This window comes from Streptomyces sp. NPDC033180, from assembly GCF_055577645.1.
The window spans coordinates 706,684-724,750 of sequence record NZ_JBVIPU010000001.1 but is presented as its reverse complement, the minus strand read 5'-3'; the positions used below and the strand labels follow the sequence as shown (position 1 = coordinate 724,750).

The following is an 18,067-nucleotide window of genomic DNA, read 5'->3' as shown; positions in this document are numbered from 1 at the left end:
CAGGGAAAGCCCCTCAGGGTTCAACTGGGGGGCTTTCGCCTATCTGGGTGACGCACATCCGTACCCCTTCCGATGGAGCTGGCGAGTGGGCCACAGTTCTGGCAAGTGATCCACACAGCACGGGAGTTGAAGCAGATGCGTACGACCATGCCCACGTCCTTCGCCGCGGCCGCACTCGCCACGGTGATCCTCACCCCCGCACAGGCCGGTGCTGCGGCACCGTCCACACATGCCGATCTCGCGACACCCGCGAAGCACGCCGGGGCCGTCGCGCCACCCACACTCGCCGGTTGCGGGCCGGGGGAGCTCTGTCTATGGGGGAAGGCGGACTTCAAGGGTGCCCGACAGACGTATGAGCTGTCCGAGATCGACATCGAGAGCTGTGTAGCGCTGCCGGAGGGGGGCAGCGCTCAAGCACTCGCGAACCGCACGGGCCGACCGGTCACCACATATCAATCCGCGGAGTGTGCCGAGACCGGCGAGTTCGATACATACCCAGGGGGCGGCAGCTGGGTCCCTGAATCGCCTTATCGCGTACGCGCGTTCAAGGTCTGGGAGAACTGACCGGAGGAACATCGGGAGTATCCGCGGTCGGCGCCGGCCGCGGCACCTCCACCGACACCCCAGACGCACCGGCCACTCCAGACGCGTCAGCCACCCCAGACGCGCCAGCCACCCCAGACGCGTCAGCTGCCCCTGACGCACCAGCCATCCCAGCCGCACCCGGCTCCGCCCCGGCCGACAGCGCAGTCACCTGTGCCCGCAGGGCCCGCACCTCCGTCGTCAGCGCCTCGATCGCCGCTGTCTGGCGCCGCTCCTCGACATCGTCCCGGTCGAAGCGCGAGATGAACCAGGCCGCGATATTGGCGGTGACCACACCCAGGAGAGCGATGCCCGACAGCATCAGGCCGACCGCGAGCACGCGGCCGAGCCCGGTCGTCGGCGCGTGATCGCCGTAGCCGACGGTGGTCATCGTGGTGAAGGACCACCACACCGCGTCACCAAGGGTCTTGATATTGCCGTTCGGCGACTCCCGCTCCACCGAAAGGACCGCCAGCGAACCGAACATGAGGAGGCCCACGACAGCCCCGGCGACATAGGTCGTCAGCTGAATCTGAGACGCCATCCGGGCCCTGCGCCCCACCAGCAGCAGAGTCGAGACGAGCCGCAGCAACCGCAGCGGCTGCAACATGGGGAGGAGGACAGCACCGAGGTCCAGCCAGTGCGAGCGGACGAACTGCTTGCGGTGGTCGGTGAGGTAGAGGCGTACGAGATAGTCAGTGGCGAACGAAGCCCAGACGATCCACTCCACCACCGTGCAGGTGGTTCCGACACTCTCGCTCGCGTCGGGCACCACGATGGGCACGGCGTAGGCGACGGCGAAGGCCACCGCGAGCGCGAGGAGCGGACTTTGGGTGCGTCGCTCCCAACGGAGCTGTGCCGGTGGGTGCTTTATGGGCGCTTCCATGCGCGCATCGTAGGAAACGCCGGAGGGCGGCGGGAGCCACCGCCCCACCACCCTCCGAACGCCCTGCGTGCTACGGGCGCCGCGCAGTACTGGCACGAGGACCAGTACTACACGGTCACCGCCAGTCCTAAGCGTCGCCCCCAGCGGCGCCCGGGTCAGCCGCCTTGACGTCGAGGAGCTGGTAGCGGTCGATGGCCTGCTTCAGTACGGAGCGGTCGAGCTTGCCCTCGCGGGCCAGCTCGGTGAGCACGCCGACCACGATCGACTGCGCGTCGATGTGGAAGAAGCGGCGGGCAGCACCACGGGTGTCCGCGAAGCCGAAGCCGTCGGCGCCCAGGGACTGGTATGTGCCGGGGACCCAGCGGGAGATCTGGTCGGGGACGCTCCGCATCCAGTCGGAGACGGCCACGAACGGGCCCTCGGCGCCGGACAGCTTCTGCGTGACGTACGGGGTGCGCTGCTCCTCCTCGGGGTGCAGGAGGTTGTGGCGCTCCACGTCGACCGCCTCGCGGCGCAGTTCGTTCCAGGAGGTCGCCGACCAGACGTCCGCCTTGACGTTCCACTCCGAAGCGAGGATCTGCTGGGCCTCGACCGCCCACGGCACCGCGACACCGGAGGCGAGGATCTGCGCCGGGATGGCGCCCTGCTCGCCCGCCTTGAAGCGGTGGATGCCCTTGAGGATGCCGTCGACATCCACATCGGCGGGCTCGGCCGGGTGCTGGATGGGCTCGTTGTAGACGGTGAGGTAGTAGAAGACGTCCTCGCTGTCGGGGCCGTACATCCGGCGCAGGCCGTCCTTGACGATGTGCGCGATCTCGTAGCCGAAGGCGGGGTCGTAGGCGACGCAGCCCGGGTTGGTCGAGGCGAGCAGCTGCGAGTGGCCGTCCGCGTGCTGGAGGCCCTCGCCGGTCAGCGTCGTACGGCCGGCGGTGGCGCCGAGGACGAAGCCGCGGGCCAGCTGGTCGGCCATCTGCCAGAACTGGTCGCCGGTGCGCTGGAAACCGAACATCGAGTAGAAGACGTACACGGGGATCAGCGGTTCGCCGTGGGTGGCGTAGGCCGAGCCCGCGGCGATCAGCGAGGCCGTGCAGCCGGCTTCGGAGATGCCGTCGTGCAGCATCTGGCCGGTCGGGGACTCCTTGTAGGCGAGGAGCAGCTCGCGGTCGACGGCCTCGTACTGCTGGCCGAGCGGGTTGTAGATCTTCGCGCTCGGGAAGAAGGCGTCCATGCCGAAGGTGCGGTACTCGTCGGGGGCGATCAGCACGAAGCGCTTGCCGATCTCCTTGTCCCGCATGAGGTCCTTCAGGATGCGGACGAACGCCATGGTGGTGGCGATCGACTGCTGGCCCGAGCCCTTCTTCGCTGCCGCGTACGTCTTCTCCTCGGGGAGAGGGAGCGGCTTCGAGCGGACCACGCGGGTCGGGACGTAGCCGCCGAGGCCCTGGCGGCGATCGTGCATGTACTGGATCTCTTCCGAGTCGCGGCCCGGGTGGTAGTACGGCGGGGCGCCGTCCTCCAGCTGCTTGTCCGTGATCGGGATGTGCAGGCGGTCGCGGAAGCCCTTGAGGTCGTCAACCGTCAGCTTCTTCATCTGGTGGGTGGCGTTGCGGCCCTCGAAGTTCGGGCCGAGCGTCCAGCCCTTGACCGTCTGCGCCAGGATGACGGTCGGCTGGCCCTTGTGGGCCTTGGCGGCCGCGTACGCCGCGTAGACCTTCTTGTGGTCGTGGCCGCCGCGGCCCAGGTGCAGGATCTGCTCGTCGGTCATGTTCTCGACCATGGAGCGCAGGCGGTGGTCGTCGCCGAAGAAGTGGTCGCGGATGTACGAGCCGGTCTCGGTCGCGTACGTCTGGAACTGGCCGTCGGGCGTGGTGTTGAGGCGGTTGACCAGGACGCCGTCGCGGTCCTGGGCGAGCAGCGGGTCCCAACTGCGGTCCCAGACCAGCTTGATGACGTTCCAGCCGGCGCCGCGGAACTGCGACTCGAGCTCCTGGATGATCTTTCCGTTGCCGCGCACCGGGCCGTCGAGGCGCTGGAGGTTGCAGTTGACGACGAAGGTCAGGTTGTCCAGGCCCTCACGGGCGGCGATGGAGAGCTGGCCGAGCGACTCGGGCTCGTCCATCTCGCCGTCGCCGAGGTAGGCCCAGACGTGCGACTTGGAGGTGTCGGCGATGCCGCGCGCCTCCATGTAGCGGTTCATCCGCGCCTGGAAGATCGCGCCGAGGGGGCCGAGACCCATCGAGACGGTCGGGAACTCCCAGAAGTCCGGCATCAGACGCGGGTGCGGGTAGGACGAAAGTCCGTTCGGGGCCTTCGACTTCTCCTGACGGAACGCGTCGAGCTGCTGCTCGGAGAGTCGGTCGAGGAGGAACGCGCGGGCGTAGATGCCGGGGGACGCGTGCCCCTGGAAGAAGATCTGGTCGCCGCCGTCGCCCTCGTCCTTGCCGCGGAAGAAGTGGTTGAAGCCCACGTCGTACAGCGATGCCGATGAGGCGAAGGTGGCGATGTGACCGCCGACCCCGATGCCGGGGCGCTGGGCGCGCGACACCATCACCGCGGCGTTCCAGCGGGTGGCGTTCAGGACCTTGCGCTCGATCTCCTCGTTGCCGGGGAAGAACGGCTCGTCCTTGGTGGCGATCGTGTTGACGTAGTCCGTGCTGCGCATCTCGGGCACGGCGACGCGCTTCTCGCGCGCACGTTCGATGAGCCGGAGCATCAGGTAGCGGGCCCGCTCGCGGCCGCGTTCGTCGACCGCGGCATCGAGGGAGTCGAGCCACTCCTGGGTCTCTTCGGGATCGAAGTCCGGGACCTGACTCGGCAGGCCGCCAATGATGATCGGGTTGCGATCGGATCCGGAAGCCACGCTGTTCCTTCGCTGTTGGGGCTTTCGCCTGGGTTCTGCCTGGCTGTGAGACGTTCCCCATCGTGTACCGCGTAGACGCAATCGTCATCTCTACTGAGAGGTAACCGACGGGTCCGCCCGGCGGCCCTGGGGTAGGCTCGACCAAATCGCAACGATACGCCCATCCTGCCTAGCCGGTTCGTAAGGCCGTTCGGACCTCAGTTCCGTTCGGTGTCGTACGAGCGAAGTCGAGCGAAGTGCGAGCGGAGAAGGATCTGGCAGGTGGGCCTTGAGTTGCGGCGACACGGCCGGGAACGTCACCGTTTCAGCGGTCTTGACGGCCGGGTACTTGCGCGATCCGGTCCGCCCGTGTGGACTACCGCCAATGTCCCGCGCACGCGCGTGGGTGAAGGCATTCCCGAAAACATGATCAGGAGGCAAGCCGTGAGCGCGACCGCGGACCACGCGGAGGAGCGGACCAACCCTGCCGCGAGGCTGGGTTTCCAGCCCGAGCAGGTGGTCCAGGAGATCGGCTACGACGACGATGTCGATCAGGAGCTCCGCGAGGCCATTGAAGGGGTGATCGGCAGCGAGCTCGTCGACGAGGACTACGACGACACTGCTGACGCCGTGGTGCTGTGGTTCCGCGAGGACGACGGCGACCTGACGGATGCGCTGGTGGACGCCACCCAGCTGATCGAAGAGGGCGGCGACCTCTGGCTGATGACGCCCAAGACAGGCCGCGACGGCTATGTCGAGCCGAGCGACATCAACGAAGCAGCCACGACCGCAGGCCTCGCCCAGACCAAGAGCATCAACGCGGGCAAGGACTGGACGGGCAGCCGTCTCGTCACGCCGAAGGCGGCAGGCAAGAAGCGGTGAAGCTGCCGCTCAGGCAGCGGGAAGTCGACTGAGCCAATCGCTGTGAGCCCCCACCGACGCATGCCGGTGGGGGCTCACGCGTGCGTGGGGGCGCCGGCGGTGGCACGGAGAAGTGCCCACCCTGCGGGGTGATCGGACGAAACGTCCGTTGCGTAGGGTGGTCGTCACCCGAACAGCCCCATCGAAGGGATGCGAACTCATGGCGCTCGCTGGAATGGCGACCGGCACCAAGGCCCCGGACTTCGAGTTGAAGGACAACCACGGCCGGACCGTGAAGCTGTCGGACTTCCGCGGCGAGAAGAACGTGGTGCTGCTCTTCTATCCGTTCGCGTTCACCGGTGTGTGCACGGGGGAGCTCTGCGCGCTGCGCGACGAACTGCCGAAGTTCGTCAACGACGACACCCAGCTGCTCGCGGTCTCGAACGACTCCATCCACACCCTGCGCGTCTTCGCCGAACAGGAGGGCCTGGAGTACCCGCTGCTCTCCGATTTCTGGCCGCACGGCGAGGCGTCGCGGGCGTACGAGGTCTTCGATGAGGACAAGGGCTGCGCGGTGCGCGGCACGTTCATCATCGACAAGGAGGGCGTGGTGCGCTGGACTGTCGTCAACGGCCTGCCGGACGCCCGCGACCTCAACGAGTACGTCAAGGCGCTCGACACCCTGTGATTCCTCAGGGGTGACACCCTGTGTTTCTTCGGGGGCAGAGCCTGTGGCGGCCGGGAACCGGTCACTAGGATCCACTCGTTGATCCGATGGCAAGCACGACTGGGGCTCCCCGCCCCTGGACATCAATTGGGAGGATTTGTGGGAGTCAGCCTCAGCAAGGGCGGCAACGTATCGCTGAGCAAGGAGGCCCCCGGCCTGACCGCGGTTCTGGTCGGCCTGGGCTGGGATGTCCGTACCACCACCGGTACGGACTTCGACCTCGACGCCAGCGCCATTCTGACCAACGCCGAGGGCAAGGTCAGCAGCGACGGCAACTTCGTGTTCTTCAACAACCTGAAGAGCCCGGACGGATCCGTCGAGCACACCGGTGACAACACCACCGGCGAGGGCGAGGGCGACGACGAGGCGATCAAGGTCAACCTGGCGTCCGTTCCGGCCGACGTGGACAAGATCGTGTTCCCGGTCTCGATCTACGACGCCGAGACCCGCCAGCAGTCGTTCGGCCAGGTCCGCAACGCATTCATCCGCGTCGTGAACCAGGCGGGCGGCGCGGAGATCGCGCGGTACGACCTCTCCGAGGACGCCTCGACGGAGACGGCGATGGTCTTCGGCGAGCTGTACCGCAACGGAGCGGAGTGGAAGTTCCGCGCCGTCGGCCAGGGCTATGCCTCGGGCCTGCGCGGCATCGCGCAGGACTTCGGCGTCAACGTCTGAGCCGAGTAACGCCCTCCGCCTTGTCGTCCGGCGCCGCACACCACGAGTGCGGCGCCGGACGTGCTCACACTCCTGCTCCCGGGCACCGCTCCCGAACCATGGGGGACCGGGAAATTCTTGCTTCGAACCACGGGGAGGACCACATCATGGGCGTCACGCTCGCCAAGGGAGGCAATGTCTCCCTCTCCAAGGCCGCACCGAACCTCACACAGGTCCTGATCGGCCTCGGCTGGGACGCGCGCTCCACCACCGGAGCCCCCTTCGACCTCGACGCCAGCGCGCTGATGTGCAACTCGGGCCGGATTCTCGGCGACGAGTGGTTCGTCTTCTACAACAACCTCAAGAGCCCGGACGGCTCTGTCGAACACACCGGCGACAACCTCACGGGTGAGGGTGATGGGGACGACGAGTCGCTCCTGATCGACCTCTCCAAGGTTCCGGCCACCTGCGACAAGATCGTCTTCCCTGTCTCGATCCATGACGCGGACAACCGCGGCCAGGCGTTCGGCCAGGTCAGCAACGCTTTCATCCGCGTGGTCAATCAGGCGGACCAGCAGGAGCTCGCACGGTACGACCTCTCCGAGGACGCCTCCACGGAGACCGCGATGATCTTCGGCGAGGTCTATCGCTACGGGGGCGAATGGAAGTTCCGTGCCGTTGGGCAGGGGTACGCGTCAGGTCTGCGGGGCATCGCTCTAGACTTCGGGGTCAATGTTTCGTAAAGCAGGGGACCGGCGCGGGGGAGACCGCTAAACGGGAGCCCGTACACACACGATTGGGTAGCCAGTGCTTCTGAAAACCTTCGGCTGGTCGTTCGCGGTTACCGCGCTCGGCCTGGTCGCGGCGGTGTTCTACGGGGGGTGGACAGGTTTCGGGATCGTGGCGATCCTGTCCATCCTCGAGATCTCGCTGTCCTTCGACAACGCGGTGGTCAACGCCGGGATTCTGAAGAAGATGAGTGCCTTCTGGCAGAAAATCTTCCTCACCATCGGTGTGCTGATCGCCGTCTTCGGCATGCGGCTCGTGTTCCCCGTCGCGATCGTGGCCATCAGCGCCAAGATCGGCCCGATCGAGGCTGTGCGTCTCGCGCTCAACGACAAGGACCGGTACCAGCAGCTGGTGACCGACGCGCACCCGTCGATCGCCGCGTTCGGTGGCATGTTCCTGCTGATGATCTTCCTCGACTTCGTGTTCGAGGACCGTGACATCAAGTGGCTCGGCTGGCTCGAGCGCCCGCTGGCCAAGCTCGGCAAGATCGACATGCTGTCGGTCTGCGTCGCGCTCATCGTGCTCATGGTCTCTGCGATGACCGTCGCCACCCACGCCCACCAGCACGGCGGGACACACGTGGACAAGGCGGAGACGGTGCTGCTGTCCGGCGTCGCCGGTCTCATCACGTATCTCATCGTGGGCGGACTCTCCGGCTTCTTCGAGAACAAGATCGAGGAAGAGGAGGAGCGCGAGCACGAGGAGGAGGAAGAGGCCAGGAGGACCGGCAAGAAGGTTCCTGCCGTCGTCATGGCCGGCAAGGCCGCGTTCTTCATGTTCCTGTACCTCGAGGTCCTGGACGCGTCGTTCTCCTTCGACGGCGTCATCGGCGCCTTCGCCGTCACCAACGACATCGTCCTGATGGCGCTCGGTCTCGGCATCGGCGCGATGTACGTCCGGTCGCTCACCGTCTACCTGGTCCGCCAGGGCACCCTGGACGACTACGTCTACCTGGAGCACGGCGCGCACTACGCGATCGGCGCCCTCGCCGCGATCCTCCTCGTCACCATCCAGTACGAGATCCACGAGGTCATCACGGGCTCGGTCGGTGTCATCCTGATCGCCTGGTCCTTCATCTCCTCCGTCCGCCGCAACAAGCGCATCGCGGCTCAGGAGGGCAAGGGCTCGGGCTCGGACGAGAAGGCAGAGGTGCCTTCCGGCGTCTGACCCGGGTCCGACCCGTTCCCGGAGTGTGACGCGGGACCGAGTGAGGAACGCTTCTGAACGGGGCGGCCATCGAGGACGAGTCCTCCTGGCCGCCCCGTGGCATTCGTAAGGGGCCCATGGGGCTCCGGCACTTTTTTGGGGGCGGCGATGTCCTTCTGGGACGGTTTGTGGCGTGGGCGCTCGATGGACTACGAGTCGGGCAGCGCGGCGACCAACTCCATCGAACTCACCAAGCGGAACCCGACGGTCTCGCTCAACAAGCAGGGCGCGGCCACCGGCAACCTCCGGGTCAACCTCTCCTGGCAGATGCGTACGTCCGACATCATCGGCAAGCCCAAGGGCGGCGGCCTGCTGCGCCACCCCTTGAGGATGTTCCAGCCCGACGTGGTGCAGGCGCACACCCAGGGCGTGGTCAACGTCGACCTCGACCTCGGCTGCCTGTTCGAGACGGTGGAGGGCACGAAGGGTGTCGTGCAGCCGCTGGGCAGCTTCTTCGGGAGCCTGAACGCCCCGCCGTACGTGAAGCTCAGCGGGGACGACCGGTTCGGTTCGCCGTCGGGCGAGACGATCTATGTGAACCTCGACCACCGGGAGTCGATCAAGCGGCTGCTGTTCTTCGCCTACATCTACGACCAGACGCCGGCCTTCGACCGCACGCACGCCAAGGTGACGCTCTACCCCAGTAACGGCCCGCGGATCGAGATCGACCTGGACGAGCGCCAGCCGCAGGCCCGCTCCTGCGCCGTCTTCACGCTGGAGAACGTCAAGGGCGAGATGGTCGTGCGCCGCGAGGTGAAGTTCGTGTACGGCTTCCAGGCCGAGCTCGACCGGCTTTACGGCTGGGGGCTGCAGTGGGGCCGCGGCTACAAGACGAAGGTGAGCGGCGCCTGAACGGCCCCGCGCGGCCCACGTGCTCCGCGTGCCCCGCGTGCTGAACGGCCCCGCGCGCCCTCCGCGCCCTCCGCGCCCCGCGCCCGCCCCGTACTCATCGTGCGAGGAACTGCGGGCCCTGGGGCGGCAGCCGGAAGTTCGGGTCGGGCATCGGGGCCACGGGCTGCGGATAGCCGTAACTGGGCTGCGGGATCGGCGCCGCGTGGGCGGGCGGGTGCTGCGGGTAGCCGTAGGACGGCTGCGGGGCGGGCTGGTGGCGCGGGGGCTCGGGAGGGTAGCCGTACGAGGGCTGCGGCGCCGGGGCGGGGAAGGGCTGCGGGGCGGGAGCCTGCGGAGCCGGAGCCAGTGTGGCCGCTTCGGGCAGCGGCTGCCGCTGGGGATACGGCTGCGGGAGCGAGGCCTCGGTCGTCGGCTCGGGCACCGCCTCCGACTCGTCCACGGAGATGCCGAAGTCGCCGGCGAGACCCTCCAGGCCGTTCAGATATCCCTCACCCAGGGCGCGGAACTTCCACACCTCACCGCGGCGGTAGAGCTCGCCGCAGATCAGGGCCGTCTCGGCGCCCGTCTGCGGGGTGATGTCGAAGTACGCGAGCGGTTCGGCCTCGCCCGCGCCGGCGTCGTACAGCAGGATGCGCAGCGCGCGTACGTTCTCGAAGGCGATGTTCTCGGCGGAGGCGACGAGCAGGACCCGGTGCACGGCGGGGTCCAGGCCCGCCATGTCCGTCTGGATCGTGTCGGTCAGGCCTTCGGAGAGGCCCTGGGAGACGCGCTTCTTGCCGAGCCGCCAGACCTTGCCCGAGGGGTGGCGCGGCTGGTTGTAGAAGACGAAGTCCTCGTCGGATCGCACGCGGCCGTCGGCGCCGAGGAGCAGAGCCGACGCGTCGACGTCCGGGACGCCCTGACCAGGGGTCCAGCGCAGCACGGCGCGGACGGCCGTGGCTTCGAGCGGGACGTTCGACCCCTTCAACATCGCGTGCGTCATGCGGTCATCCTGCCTTCCCGGGTTTGGACGGGACAACGCGGGGGTGACGGTGTGTGGCCTGTGTGTCTGACATCGCCGGGTTACTTGAATTTCATGCCCATGGGGAACCCTTGACACCCGTCCCTACGTACTATTACCGGCCACATCACGTCGGGTCGCGCCGACGAGTACAGGGGAAATAATGCGTCATTTCGGGCACATCGCCCCAGAGGTGCGACAGCGTCTCTTCCATCGGGAGCCGTGCGCCTTCACCGCGGACTCCTCCCCGCGTCTGCTCGCCGCCGCCCTGGGAGCCACGCTCTACAGCCCTGCCACGCGTCCCCGCCTCGCCGACGACATCCTGAAGCAGGCCGGGCGTGGCGTGATCTCGATGGTGCTCTGCCTCGAGGACTCGATCGACGACGCGGAGGTCGTTGACGCCGAGGCGAACCTGGTCAGGCAGTTCGCCGACCTGGCGGAACGGGACGGGGCGGAACCCCCGCTCCTCTTCATACGAGTCCGGGCGCCCGAACAGATAGCCGACCTGGCGGAGCGCCTGGGACCCAGCATCCGTCTCCTGTCCGGATTCGTACTGCCGAAGTTCACCGAGGAGCGAGGCGTCGCCTTCCTGGAGTCGCTCGCCGTGGCGGAAGCCGCGAGCGGCCGTCGGCTCTTCGCGATGCCGGTCCTCGAATCGCCCGAGCTGCTGCACATGGAGAGCCGCTCGGAGACCCTCGCGGGGATCGCCCGCACCGTCGACAAGTACCGCGAGCGGGTGCTCGCGCTGCGACTCGGCGTCACCGACTTCTGCTCGGCGTACGGGCTGCGCAGGCCGCCGCACATGACCGCGTACGACGTCCACATCGTGGCCTCGGTCATCGCCGACGTGGTGAACCGCCTCGGCAGGGCCGACGGCACGGGCTTCACCGTGACAGGCCCTGTGTGGGAGTACTTCCGCGCCCAGGAGAGGATGTTCAAGCCGCAGCTGCGCCGCAGCCCCTTCCTGGAGGGCCGGGCCGAGGAGCTGCGGCAGGCGCTCATCGAGCACGACATCGACGGGCTGCTGCGTGAGATCGAGCTCGACCGGGCCAACGGCCTGCTCGGCAAGACCTGCATCCACCCCTCGCACGTGCTGCCCGTGCACGCGCTCTCGGTCGTCAGCCACGAGGAGTTCAGCGACGCCGAGGACATCCTGCGTCCGGAACGGGACGGCGGCGGGGTCATGCGCTCGGCGTACACGAACAAGATGAACGAGGTGAAGCCGCACCGCGCCTGGGCCGAACGGACCCTCCAGCGCGCCGAGGTCTTCGGCGTCGCGCGCGAGGACATCGGCTTCGTCGAGCTGCTCACCGCAGGGCTCTCCGGCTGACCGCCGGGCGCCCGCTTTTTTCTCTCTGGCTGAACGTAAGGACTGTGCGAGGACTGTGAACGACGACGTGGTGTGGTCAGGGGCGTGGGTCGCCGAGCGGCTCGGTGTGGAGCTGGCCGGGGACGCGGGGCTGAGCGACCTGCTCGGCCTCGCCCTGCGCCGCAACCCGAAGCGGGCGCACCTCTTGGTGTCGAACGTCCTCGGCAAGCATGTGCCGCAGCTCCCTTCCGTCGTGTACGCGGCCGGGCGGGACCTGGGTGTCCGGGTGCGCGCGCTCCTGGGTGACGCGCAGGCCCGGCGCGCGGTCGTTCTCGGGTACGCGGAGACGGCGACCGGCCTCGGCCACTGCGTCGCGGACGGCATCGGCCTCGCGCCCTACCTCCACTCCACGCGTCGCCCGGTCGACTCGGTGCGCAGGGCGGGCGGCTTCGAGGAGTCCCACTCCCACGCGACCTCGCATCTGCTGCTCCCCGAGGACCCCAGGCTGCTGACCACGGACGGTCCGCTGGTCCTCGTCGACGACGAGTTCTCCACCGGCAACACGGTCCTCAACACCATTCGCGCCCTGCACGAGCTGTTCCCGCGCGAGCGGTACGTGATCGTGGCGCTCGTCGACATGCGCTCCCCGAAGGACCAGGGCCGTCTGGCCGGCTTCGCCCGGGAGATCGGCGCGCGGGTCGACCTGATCACGATGGCGTCCGGCACGGTCGGCCTGCCGGAAGGGGTCCTGGAGAGGGGACAGGCGCTGGTCGAGGAGTACGAGGCCTCGGCGCTCCCCGCCCCGCGCCGCGAGGCCGGTTCGGTGACCCGGGTCGACCTCGGCTGGCCGGCCGGAGTGCCGGACGGCGGGCGCCACGGTTTCACCCCCGAGCACCGCGCGGCGCTCGATGCGGCGCTTCCGAGCATGGCCGACCGGATCGCGGAAGCGCTGACCGCGGGTGCCGCGCCGATAGCCGCCCCGCAGCCGGGTTCGGGTGCCGCCCCGCAGCTGACCGCGGGTGCCGCGCCGATAGCCGTCCCGCAGCCGGGTTCGGGTGCCGCCCCGCAGCTGACCGCGGGTGCCGCGCCGATAGCCGTCCCGCAGCCGGGTTCGGGTGCCGCCCCGCAGCCGACCGCAGGTGCCGCCACGCAGCCGACCGCGGGTGCCGTCCCGCAATCGGCCTCGACAACCACCCCGCAGCCGGCCTCGGTAGCCGTCCCGCAGCCGACCGCGGGTGCCGCGCCGCAGCCGGCCTCGGTAGCCGCCCCGCAGCCGACCGCGGGTGCCGCCCCGCAGCCGACCGCGGGTGCCGCCCCGCAGCCGGCCTCGGTAACCGCCCCGAACGCCGGCCCCGCCACCCCTGCCCGCGCCGCCCGCGTCCTCGTCCTCGGCTTCGAGGAGCTGATGTACGCGCCGCTGGCCCTCGGCAGGGTGCTGGAGGAGCGGCTGTCCGCCGGCGCCGCGGACGTGCGGTACTCCACCACCACACGCTCGCCCGTCCTGGCCGTCGACGATCCCGGCTACGCCATCCGCAGCCGCCTCGTCTTCCCCGCGCACGACGCCCCCGCCGACGGACCCGGCGAGCGGTACGCGTACAACGTCGCGGGCGGCGGCTTCGACGCGATCGTCCTCGTGGTCGACTCCGTGGCCGACCGCCCCGAACTCCATGCCCCCGACGGCCTGTTGGCGCAGCTCGCCGCGCACGCGTCACAGGTACTGCTCGCCGTCGTGCCCTCGTACGTCCCCGAGCAAGCCCCTTCGCGCGACGTCCCCGAAAGGCCCTCCATGCTGCCCGAGCCCCTCCGCGGCCCCGACTTCTCCTCGTACGCGGCCGAAGACGTCGGCTGGCTGCTCCAGGACCTCTCGGACGTGACGCTCGAGGCGCCCACCGAGGAGCGCGAGGAGGCGATACAGAGCGGTGGCGCGCACTACGCCGAGTCGCTGCCGGTCGAGTACCAGCCGAGCCCGCAGTACCAAGAGCTCTTCCGTGCGGCGCTCGGCACCTCCGCCGCCCGCATCGCGCAGGCCGTCGGCACCGTCACCGAGACCGTGCTCGCCGAGCGGTCGCCCCGCCCCGTCCTCGTCTCCCTGGCCCGCGCGGGCACGCCCGTCGGCGTACTGATGCGGCGCTGGGCTCAGCACCGGCACGGCCTGGACCTGCCGCACTACGCCGTCTCGATCGTGCGCGGCCGCGGCATCGACGCCAACGCGCTGCGGTGGCTCGCCGCCCACCACGACGCGGCCGACGTCGTCTTCGTCGACGGCTGGACGGGCAAGGGGGCGATCACGCGTGAACTCGCCGACGCCGTAAGGGAGTTCGAGGGGTTCGGTGGCCCGTCCGGCTTCAATCCGGAAATCGCGGTGCTCGCCGACCCCGGCTCCTGTGTTCGCACCTACGGCACCCGCGAGGACTTCCTCATCCCCTCGGCCTGCCTCAACTCGACGGTGTCCGGCCTGATATCGCGCACCGTCCTGCGAGCGGACCTCGTCGGCCCCGACGACTTCCACGGCGCGAAGTTCTACCGCGAGCTCGCCGACGGTGACGTGTCCCTCGACTTCCTGGACGCCATCACGGCCCGCTTCGACGAGGTGGCCGACGCCGTCGACGCCCAGGTCAAGGAGCTGCTCCCGGCCGACAGGGCGCCGACCTGGGAGGGCTGGGCCGCCGTGGAGCGGATCAGCGAGGAGTACGGCATCCACGACGTGAACCTGGTCAAGCCCGGCGTAGGCGAGACAACCCGCGTCCTGCTGCGGCGCGTCCCCTGGAAGATCCTGGCGCGCGCGGGAGCGGGGGCCGACCTCGATCACGTACGACTCCTCGCGGAGCAGCGTGGCGTGCCGGTCGAGGAAGTGGACGAACTCCCCTACACCTGCGTCGGGTTGATCCACCCGAAGTTCACGCGCGGAGCCACCGGGACGGACGGCAAGGCGGTGGCCTCCAAGTGACCACGCCTCGTAGGGTCCTGGTCGCCAGCGACCTCGACCGCACCCTCATCTACTCCTCCGCCGCCCTCGGCCTGACCATGCCCGACGCCGAAGCGCCGCGGCTGCTCTGCGTCGAGGTGTACGAGAGCAAGCCGCTGTCGTACGTCACCGAGACCGCCGCCGGGCTCCTTGACGAGGTCGGCCGCGGCACGGTTTTCGTGCCGACGACCACGCGGACGCGCGAGCAGTACGGACGCATCCATCTGCCGGGCCCCGCACCGGAGTTCGCGATCTGCGCCAACGGTGGGCACCTGCTGGTCGACGGGGTGTCCGACCCCGCGTGGCGTGCGGGCGTCGGCCGGCGGCTCGCCGCCGAGTGCGCCTCGCTCGACGAGGTCCGCGCCCACATGGTGCGCACCGCCGACCCCGCCTGGCTCCTCAAGGAGCGGGTGGCCGAGGACCTCTTCGCCTATCTGGTCGTCGAGCGCGCCTTGCTGCCGGAAGGGTGGGTCAAGGAGCTCGCCGTATGGGCGCAGGGGCGCGGCTGGACCGTCTCGCTGCAGGGCCGCAAGATCTACGCCGTGCCGAAGCCGCTGACCAAGAGCGCGGCGGTGCGCGAGGTGGCCCGCCGTATCGACGCGGACGAGATCCTCGCCGCCGGCGACTCGCTTCTGGACGCCGATCTGCTGCTCGCCGCCGATCGCTCCTGGCGGCCGGGGCACGGCGAACTGGCGGACACGGGTTGGACGGCGCTGGGGCTCACGGTGCTGCCGGAGCGGGGGATCGCGGCGGGGGAGGAGATTCTGCGGGAGTTCCTTCGCCATGGTTCGGCCGACGCCTGACCGCTGGCCGGTCCGCTGCCGCTAGCCTTGGCTCATGCCCCGATACGAGTACCGCTGCCGTTCCTGTGGCGACACCTTTGAGCTGAGCCGCCCGATGGCCGAGTCCGCCGCCCCCGCGGCCTGCCCCGCCGGGCACGAGGACACGGTGAAGCTGTTGTCGACAGTGGCCGTCGGGGGCTCGGCCTCGTCCCCCGCCCCTGCCCCGCGTGGCGGTGGTGGCGGGGGCGGCTGCTGTGGCGGGGGCTGCTGCGGCTAGCAGGCCGGGGCCGGCGGGCCGGGCGGCTTCAGCCGGCGGGCCTTCAGCCGGCGGCCCGATCGGCTTCAGCAGAGGATCAACGCACCACGGTCCCGGGCCCCGCCCCCAGCAGCCCCAGCTCTGCCCGCGTGGGTGCCCCCTCCCAGTCACCGCGTGACGCCACGGCGAAGGCGCCCGTGGTCACCGCCCGGTCGAGACGCCCCGTCCCGTCCTCCTGGTCGAGCAGCGCCGACAGATACCCGGCCACGAACGCGTCCCCCGCGCCCACGGCGTCCACCGCCCGCACCGGGCGTGCCGGGGCGTACAGCTCTCCGTCGGCGGTGTACGCGGTCGCCCCGTCGGCGCCGAGCTTGACCACGACCTCGCGCACGCCCTGCGCGAAGAGCGCCTTGGCCAGGGCGTGGGTCTCACCGGTGGCCGTCGTCTCCGGTACGCACAGCGGCAGTTCGTCGTCCGACGCGATGAGGACATCGACGTACGGAATCCAGGAACGCATCACCGCCGCGGACTCCTCCTCGCTCCACAGCCGCGAGCGGAAGTTGACGTCGAGGCAGACGGTCGTGCCGTGCTCCCGGGCGAGTTCGAGGGCGCGGCGGCAGGCGGCCAGGGCGGAGGGGCCAAGGGCCGGGGTGACGCCGGTGAGGTGCAGGACGCGGGGCACGCCAGGAGCGGTGAAGGCACCCTCGACCGCGGCCGCCGTGAGGCGTGAACCGGCGGAGCCCGCACGGTAGTAGTGCACGCGGGTCACTTCGGGCAGCCGCGGTTCGAAGAGGACGAGGCCCGTGGGCGCGTCCAGATCACGGGTCGCGCCGGAGACGTCGACACGTTCGGCCCGCAGCGTGCGCAGCACCAGCTCGCCCGCCTCGTCATCGCCGACCGTGCCCGCCCACCGCGTCGTGTGGCCGAGGCGCGCGAGACCGATGGCCACGTTCGACTCGGCGCCCGCGATGGACACGTTCATCGAACCGCCCAGCTTGAGTGGTCCGCTGCCGCGCAGGGCGACCATGGTCTCGCCCAGGGTCAGGACGTCGGTGCGAGAGGGCCCCTGCTGCGTGGCGCTCATCGACCGCTCCCCGCGACCGCCGCGAACTCGGCCGCGCGCTTGCGCAGCGCGCCCAGGTCGCCGCCGTCCGCCGCGTCCCCGATGAGCGGGGAGCCGACGCCGACCGCGACCGCGCCGAGTGCCAGGTACTCCTCGGCGGCGGCCGCGTCCACGCCGCCCACCGGTACGAAGGGCAGGTCGGGGAAGGGGGCTCGCAGCGCCTTGAGATACGCGGGGCCGCCCATCGCGGAAGCGGGGAAGATCTTCAGCGCGGTGGCGCCGGCGGCGCTCGCCGCGATCACGTCGGTGGGGGTCAACACTCCGGCGGCGACAGGCAGTTCACGCCGCAGCGCCTCGTCGACCCCGGCTCCGAGCCCGGGTGTCACGATGATGTTCGCCCCCGCGTCCGCGGCTCGTCGCGCGTCGTCAGATGTGAGGACCGTGCCCGCGCCCAGCCAGGCCTGGCCGCCCAGCTCGGCGCGTGCCCGCCGCAGGACGCCCAGTGCGTCTGCGCCGCTGAGGGAGACCTCGACGAGCGGTACGCCGGACTCGACGAGTGCGATGACCGTCCGGAAGGAGGCCTCCGCGTCGGTGCCTCGCACGATGGCGAGCAGGCGCCGGGTCCGCAGGGCTGAACTGAAGGCAGTGGTGAGGTCCGACATGCCCCAAGGCTCGCACAGGGGATTCAGCGCGCCTGCTCAGGGCTGGGTCTCGGTGCCCGGGACTTTGGACCTGGGCTCGGGGCGGCGGCCTCCACGCCCGTGGCCGGCGTGCCGCACCTGCTCCGGGTGGCGTGCCCGCCAGTACGGATTGTCGTGCGGCAGGGCCGAGCCGACCCGCCCGTACATCCCGAAGATCATCAGGAGGACGCCCACCACGAAGCTGAACAGCACGTTCTGGATGCGGAAGGCGAGGAAGTTGAAGCCGGTGTCGAGGAGGGCGAGATTCACGAAGCCGCTGAGGATGAAGGCGCAGCCCAGGACCATGTTCAGCGTGGATGCGAAGTTCCCGCCGATCACCATGCCGGCGAACAGGAGCAGCCCGACGCAGATCGACAGGACGCTGAGCGCGCCGTTGGTGTTCAGACCGGCGACGGTGTCGCCCCCGGTGTCGAAGAAGCCGACCTTGTCGATCAGGCCGAGGATGCCGAACGCGAGCAGGACGAGCCCCATCAGACCCGCGCCGACGCGGTAGACCGTGCTGAGGCGGTGGTCGACGGGCAGGTGTTCGTTCAGCCTGACGCGCCGCCTGGGGCGCCTCGCCCCCGGGTGGAGTACGTGCGTGGCCATGTCCGCC

The 18,067-nt window shown here is 69.7% G+C and carries 17 protein-coding genes; 11 read left to right on the top strand and 6 right to left on the bottom strand.

Translation table 11 applies throughout. The features are described from left to right. Nucleotides 1-135: 135 nt before the first annotated feature. On the top strand, nt 136-564 hold the full coding sequence (locus ACZ5WE_RS03360; RefSeq protein ID WP_467690942.1) for a peptidase inhibitor family I36 protein: 429 nt from the start codon (nt 136-138) through the stop codon (nt 562-564). Here the strand turns inward: ACZ5WE_RS03360 and ACZ5WE_RS03355 are convergent. Both ACZ5WE_RS03355 and aceE read right to left on the bottom strand, forming a co-directional pair. Further along, a complete protein-coding gene (locus ACZ5WE_RS03355; RefSeq protein ID WP_467690833.1) occupies nt 545-1,468 on the bottom strand; it encodes a potassium channel family protein in 924 nt (307 codons plus the stop codon). The genes ACZ5WE_RS03360 and ACZ5WE_RS03355 overlap by 20 nt on opposite strands. 127 nt (nt 1,469-1,595) lie before the next feature. Beyond that, complete coding sequence (gene aceE, locus ACZ5WE_RS03350; RefSeq protein ID WP_467690831.1) at nt 1,596-4,328, bottom strand: pyruvate dehydrogenase (acetyl-transferring), homodimeric type; 2,733 nt, start codon at nt 4,326-4,328, stop codon at nt 1,596-1,598. Between the two features lie 423 nt (nt 4,329-4,751). Between aceE and ACZ5WE_RS03345 the strand changes: the two genes are divergently transcribed. From ACZ5WE_RS03345 to ACZ5WE_RS03320, 6 genes are all read left to right on the top strand, one after another. Further along, nucleotides 4,752-5,189: a DUF3052 domain-containing protein gene (locus ACZ5WE_RS03345; protein WP_467690829.1), complete on the top strand. Its 438-nt coding sequence runs from the start codon at nt 4,752-4,754 to the stop codon at nt 5,187-5,189. 214 nt (nt 5,190-5,403) lie between these two features. Continuing rightward, entirely contained in the window at nt 5,404-5,856 is a 453-nt protein-coding gene (locus ACZ5WE_RS03340) for a peroxiredoxin (protein ID WP_467690940.1), read from the top strand. 138 nt (nt 5,857-5,994) lie between these two features. Next, nucleotides 5,995-6,570 carry a TerD family protein gene (locus tag ACZ5WE_RS03335; protein WP_467690827.1) on the top strand — a complete coding sequence of 192 codons (576 nt, stop codon included), beginning with the start codon at nt 5,995-5,997 and terminating at the stop codon, nt 6,568-6,570. 146 nt (nt 6,571-6,716) lie between these two features. Beyond that, the gene (locus ACZ5WE_RS03330) at nt 6,717-7,292 is read left to right on the top strand and encodes a TerD family protein (RefSeq protein ID WP_399386355.1); all 576 of its coding nucleotides are present in this window, start codon (nt 6,717-6,719) and stop codon (nt 7,290-7,292) included. Nucleotides 7,293-7,356: 64 nt separating this feature from the next. Further along, entirely contained in the window at nt 7,357-8,505 is a 1,149-nt protein-coding gene (locus tag ACZ5WE_RS03325) for a DUF475 domain-containing protein (protein ID WP_467690825.1), read from the top strand. A 147-nt stretch (nt 8,506-8,652) separates the two neighbouring features. After that, nucleotides 8,653-9,396, top strand: coding sequence for a TerD family protein (locus tag ACZ5WE_RS03320; RefSeq protein ID WP_467690824.1), 744 nt, complete (start codon nt 8,653-8,655; stop codon nt 9,394-9,396). Nucleotides 9,397-9,490: 94 nt separating this feature from the next. Here ACZ5WE_RS03320 and ACZ5WE_RS03315 read toward each other — a convergent pair whose 3' ends face one another. Beyond that, nucleotides 9,491-10,378: a TerD family protein gene (locus tag ACZ5WE_RS03315; RefSeq protein ID WP_467690822.1), complete on the bottom strand. Its 888-nt coding sequence runs from the start codon at nt 10,376-10,378 to the stop codon at nt 9,491-9,493. A 181-nt stretch (nt 10,379-10,559) separates the two neighbouring features. On the opposite strand from ACZ5WE_RS03315, the gene ACZ5WE_RS03310 reads away from it, so the two are divergent. From ACZ5WE_RS03310 to ACZ5WE_RS03295, 4 genes are all read left to right on the top strand, one after another. Continuing rightward, nucleotides 10,560-11,726, top strand: coding sequence for an HpcH/HpaI aldolase/citrate lyase family protein (locus ACZ5WE_RS03310; protein WP_467690821.1), 1,167 nt, complete (start codon nt 10,560-10,562; stop codon nt 11,724-11,726). Between the two features lie 25 nt (nt 11,727-11,751). Next, nucleotides 11,752-14,652, top strand: a complete 2,901-nt coding sequence (locus tag ACZ5WE_RS03305) for a phosphoribosyltransferase (RefSeq protein WP_467690938.1) — start codon at nt 11,752-11,754, stop codon at nt 14,650-14,652. Between the two features lie 77 nt (nt 14,653-14,729). Next, complete coding sequence (locus ACZ5WE_RS03300) at nt 14,730-15,473, top strand: HAD family hydrolase (RefSeq protein ID WP_467690936.1); 744 nt, start codon at nt 14,730-14,732, stop codon at nt 15,471-15,473. Between the two features lie 34 nt (nt 15,474-15,507). Beyond that, a complete protein-coding gene (locus ACZ5WE_RS03295; RefSeq protein ID WP_467690819.1) occupies nt 15,508-15,729 on the top strand; it encodes an FmdB family zinc ribbon protein in 222 nt (73 codons plus the stop codon). Nucleotides 15,730-15,805: 76 nt separating this feature from the next. Here the strand turns inward: ACZ5WE_RS03295 and ACZ5WE_RS03290 are convergent, their stop codons facing one another. The 3 genes from ACZ5WE_RS03290 to ACZ5WE_RS03280 are packed head-to-tail and all read right to left on the bottom strand — an operon-like array spanning nt 15,806 to nt 18,060. Then, nucleotides 15,806-16,792, bottom strand: coding sequence for a sugar kinase (locus tag ACZ5WE_RS03290; RefSeq protein WP_467690817.1), 987 nt, complete (start codon nt 16,790-16,792; stop codon nt 15,806-15,808). Then, nucleotides 16,789-17,433: a bifunctional 4-hydroxy-2-oxoglutarate aldolase/2-dehydro-3-deoxy-phosphogluconate aldolase gene (locus ACZ5WE_RS03285; protein WP_467690815.1), complete on the bottom strand. Its 645-nt coding sequence runs from the start codon at nt 17,431-17,433 to the stop codon at nt 16,789-16,791. Before ACZ5WE_RS03285 ends, ACZ5WE_RS03290 begins: the two co-directional genes overlap by 4 nt. 36 nt (nt 17,434-17,469) lie before the next feature. Beyond that, nucleotides 17,470-18,060 carry a DUF4383 domain-containing protein gene (locus ACZ5WE_RS03280; protein ID WP_467690813.1) on the bottom strand — a complete coding sequence of 197 codons (591 nt, stop codon included), beginning with the start codon at nt 18,058-18,060 and terminating at the stop codon, nt 17,470-17,472. Between the last annotated feature and the right edge of the window lie 7 nt (nt 18,061-18,067).

Coding starts and splice junctions, on each gene's coding strand:
- ACZ5WE_RS03340 (WP_467690940.1), top strand. CDS start 5,404: ATGGCGACCGGCACCAAGGCCCCGGACTTCGAGTTGAAGGACAACCAC.
- ACZ5WE_RS03280 (WP_467690813.1), bottom strand. CDS start 18,060: ATGGCCACGCACGTACTCCACCCGGGGGCGAGGCGCCCCAGGCGGCGC.
- ACZ5WE_RS03355 (WP_467690833.1), bottom strand. CDS start 1,468: ATGGAAGCGCCCATAAAGCACCCACCGGCACAGCTCCGTTGGGAGCGA.
- ACZ5WE_RS03330 (WP_399386355.1), top strand. CDS start 6,717: ATGGGCGTCACGCTCGCCAAGGGAGGCAATGTCTCCCTCTCCAAGGCC.
- ACZ5WE_RS03310 (WP_467690821.1), top strand. CDS start 10,560: ATGCGTCATTTCGGGCACATCGCCCCAGAGGTGCGACAGCGTCTCTTC.
- ACZ5WE_RS03360 (WP_467690942.1), top strand. CDS start 136: ATGCGTACGACCATGCCCACGTCCTTCGCCGCGGCCGCACTCGCCACG.
- ACZ5WE_RS03295 (WP_467690819.1), top strand. CDS start 15,508: ATGCCCCGATACGAGTACCGCTGCCGTTCCTGTGGCGACACCTTTGAG.
- ACZ5WE_RS03290 (WP_467690817.1), bottom strand. CDS start 16,792: ATGAGCGCCACGCAGCAGGGGCCCTCTCGCACCGACGTCCTGACCCTG.
- ACZ5WE_RS03315 (WP_467690822.1), bottom strand. CDS start 10,378: ATGACGCACGCGATGTTGAAGGGGTCGAACGTCCCGCTCGAAGCCACG.
- ACZ5WE_RS03300 (WP_467690936.1), top strand. CDS start 14,730: ATGCCCGACGCCGAAGCGCCGCGGCTGCTCTGCGTCGAGGTGTACGAG.
- ACZ5WE_RS03320 (WP_467690824.1), top strand. CDS start 8,653: ATGTCCTTCTGGGACGGTTTGTGGCGTGGGCGCTCGATGGACTACGAG.
- ACZ5WE_RS03285 (WP_467690815.1), bottom strand. CDS start 17,433: ATGTCGGACCTCACCACTGCCTTCAGTTCAGCCCTGCGGACCCGGCGC.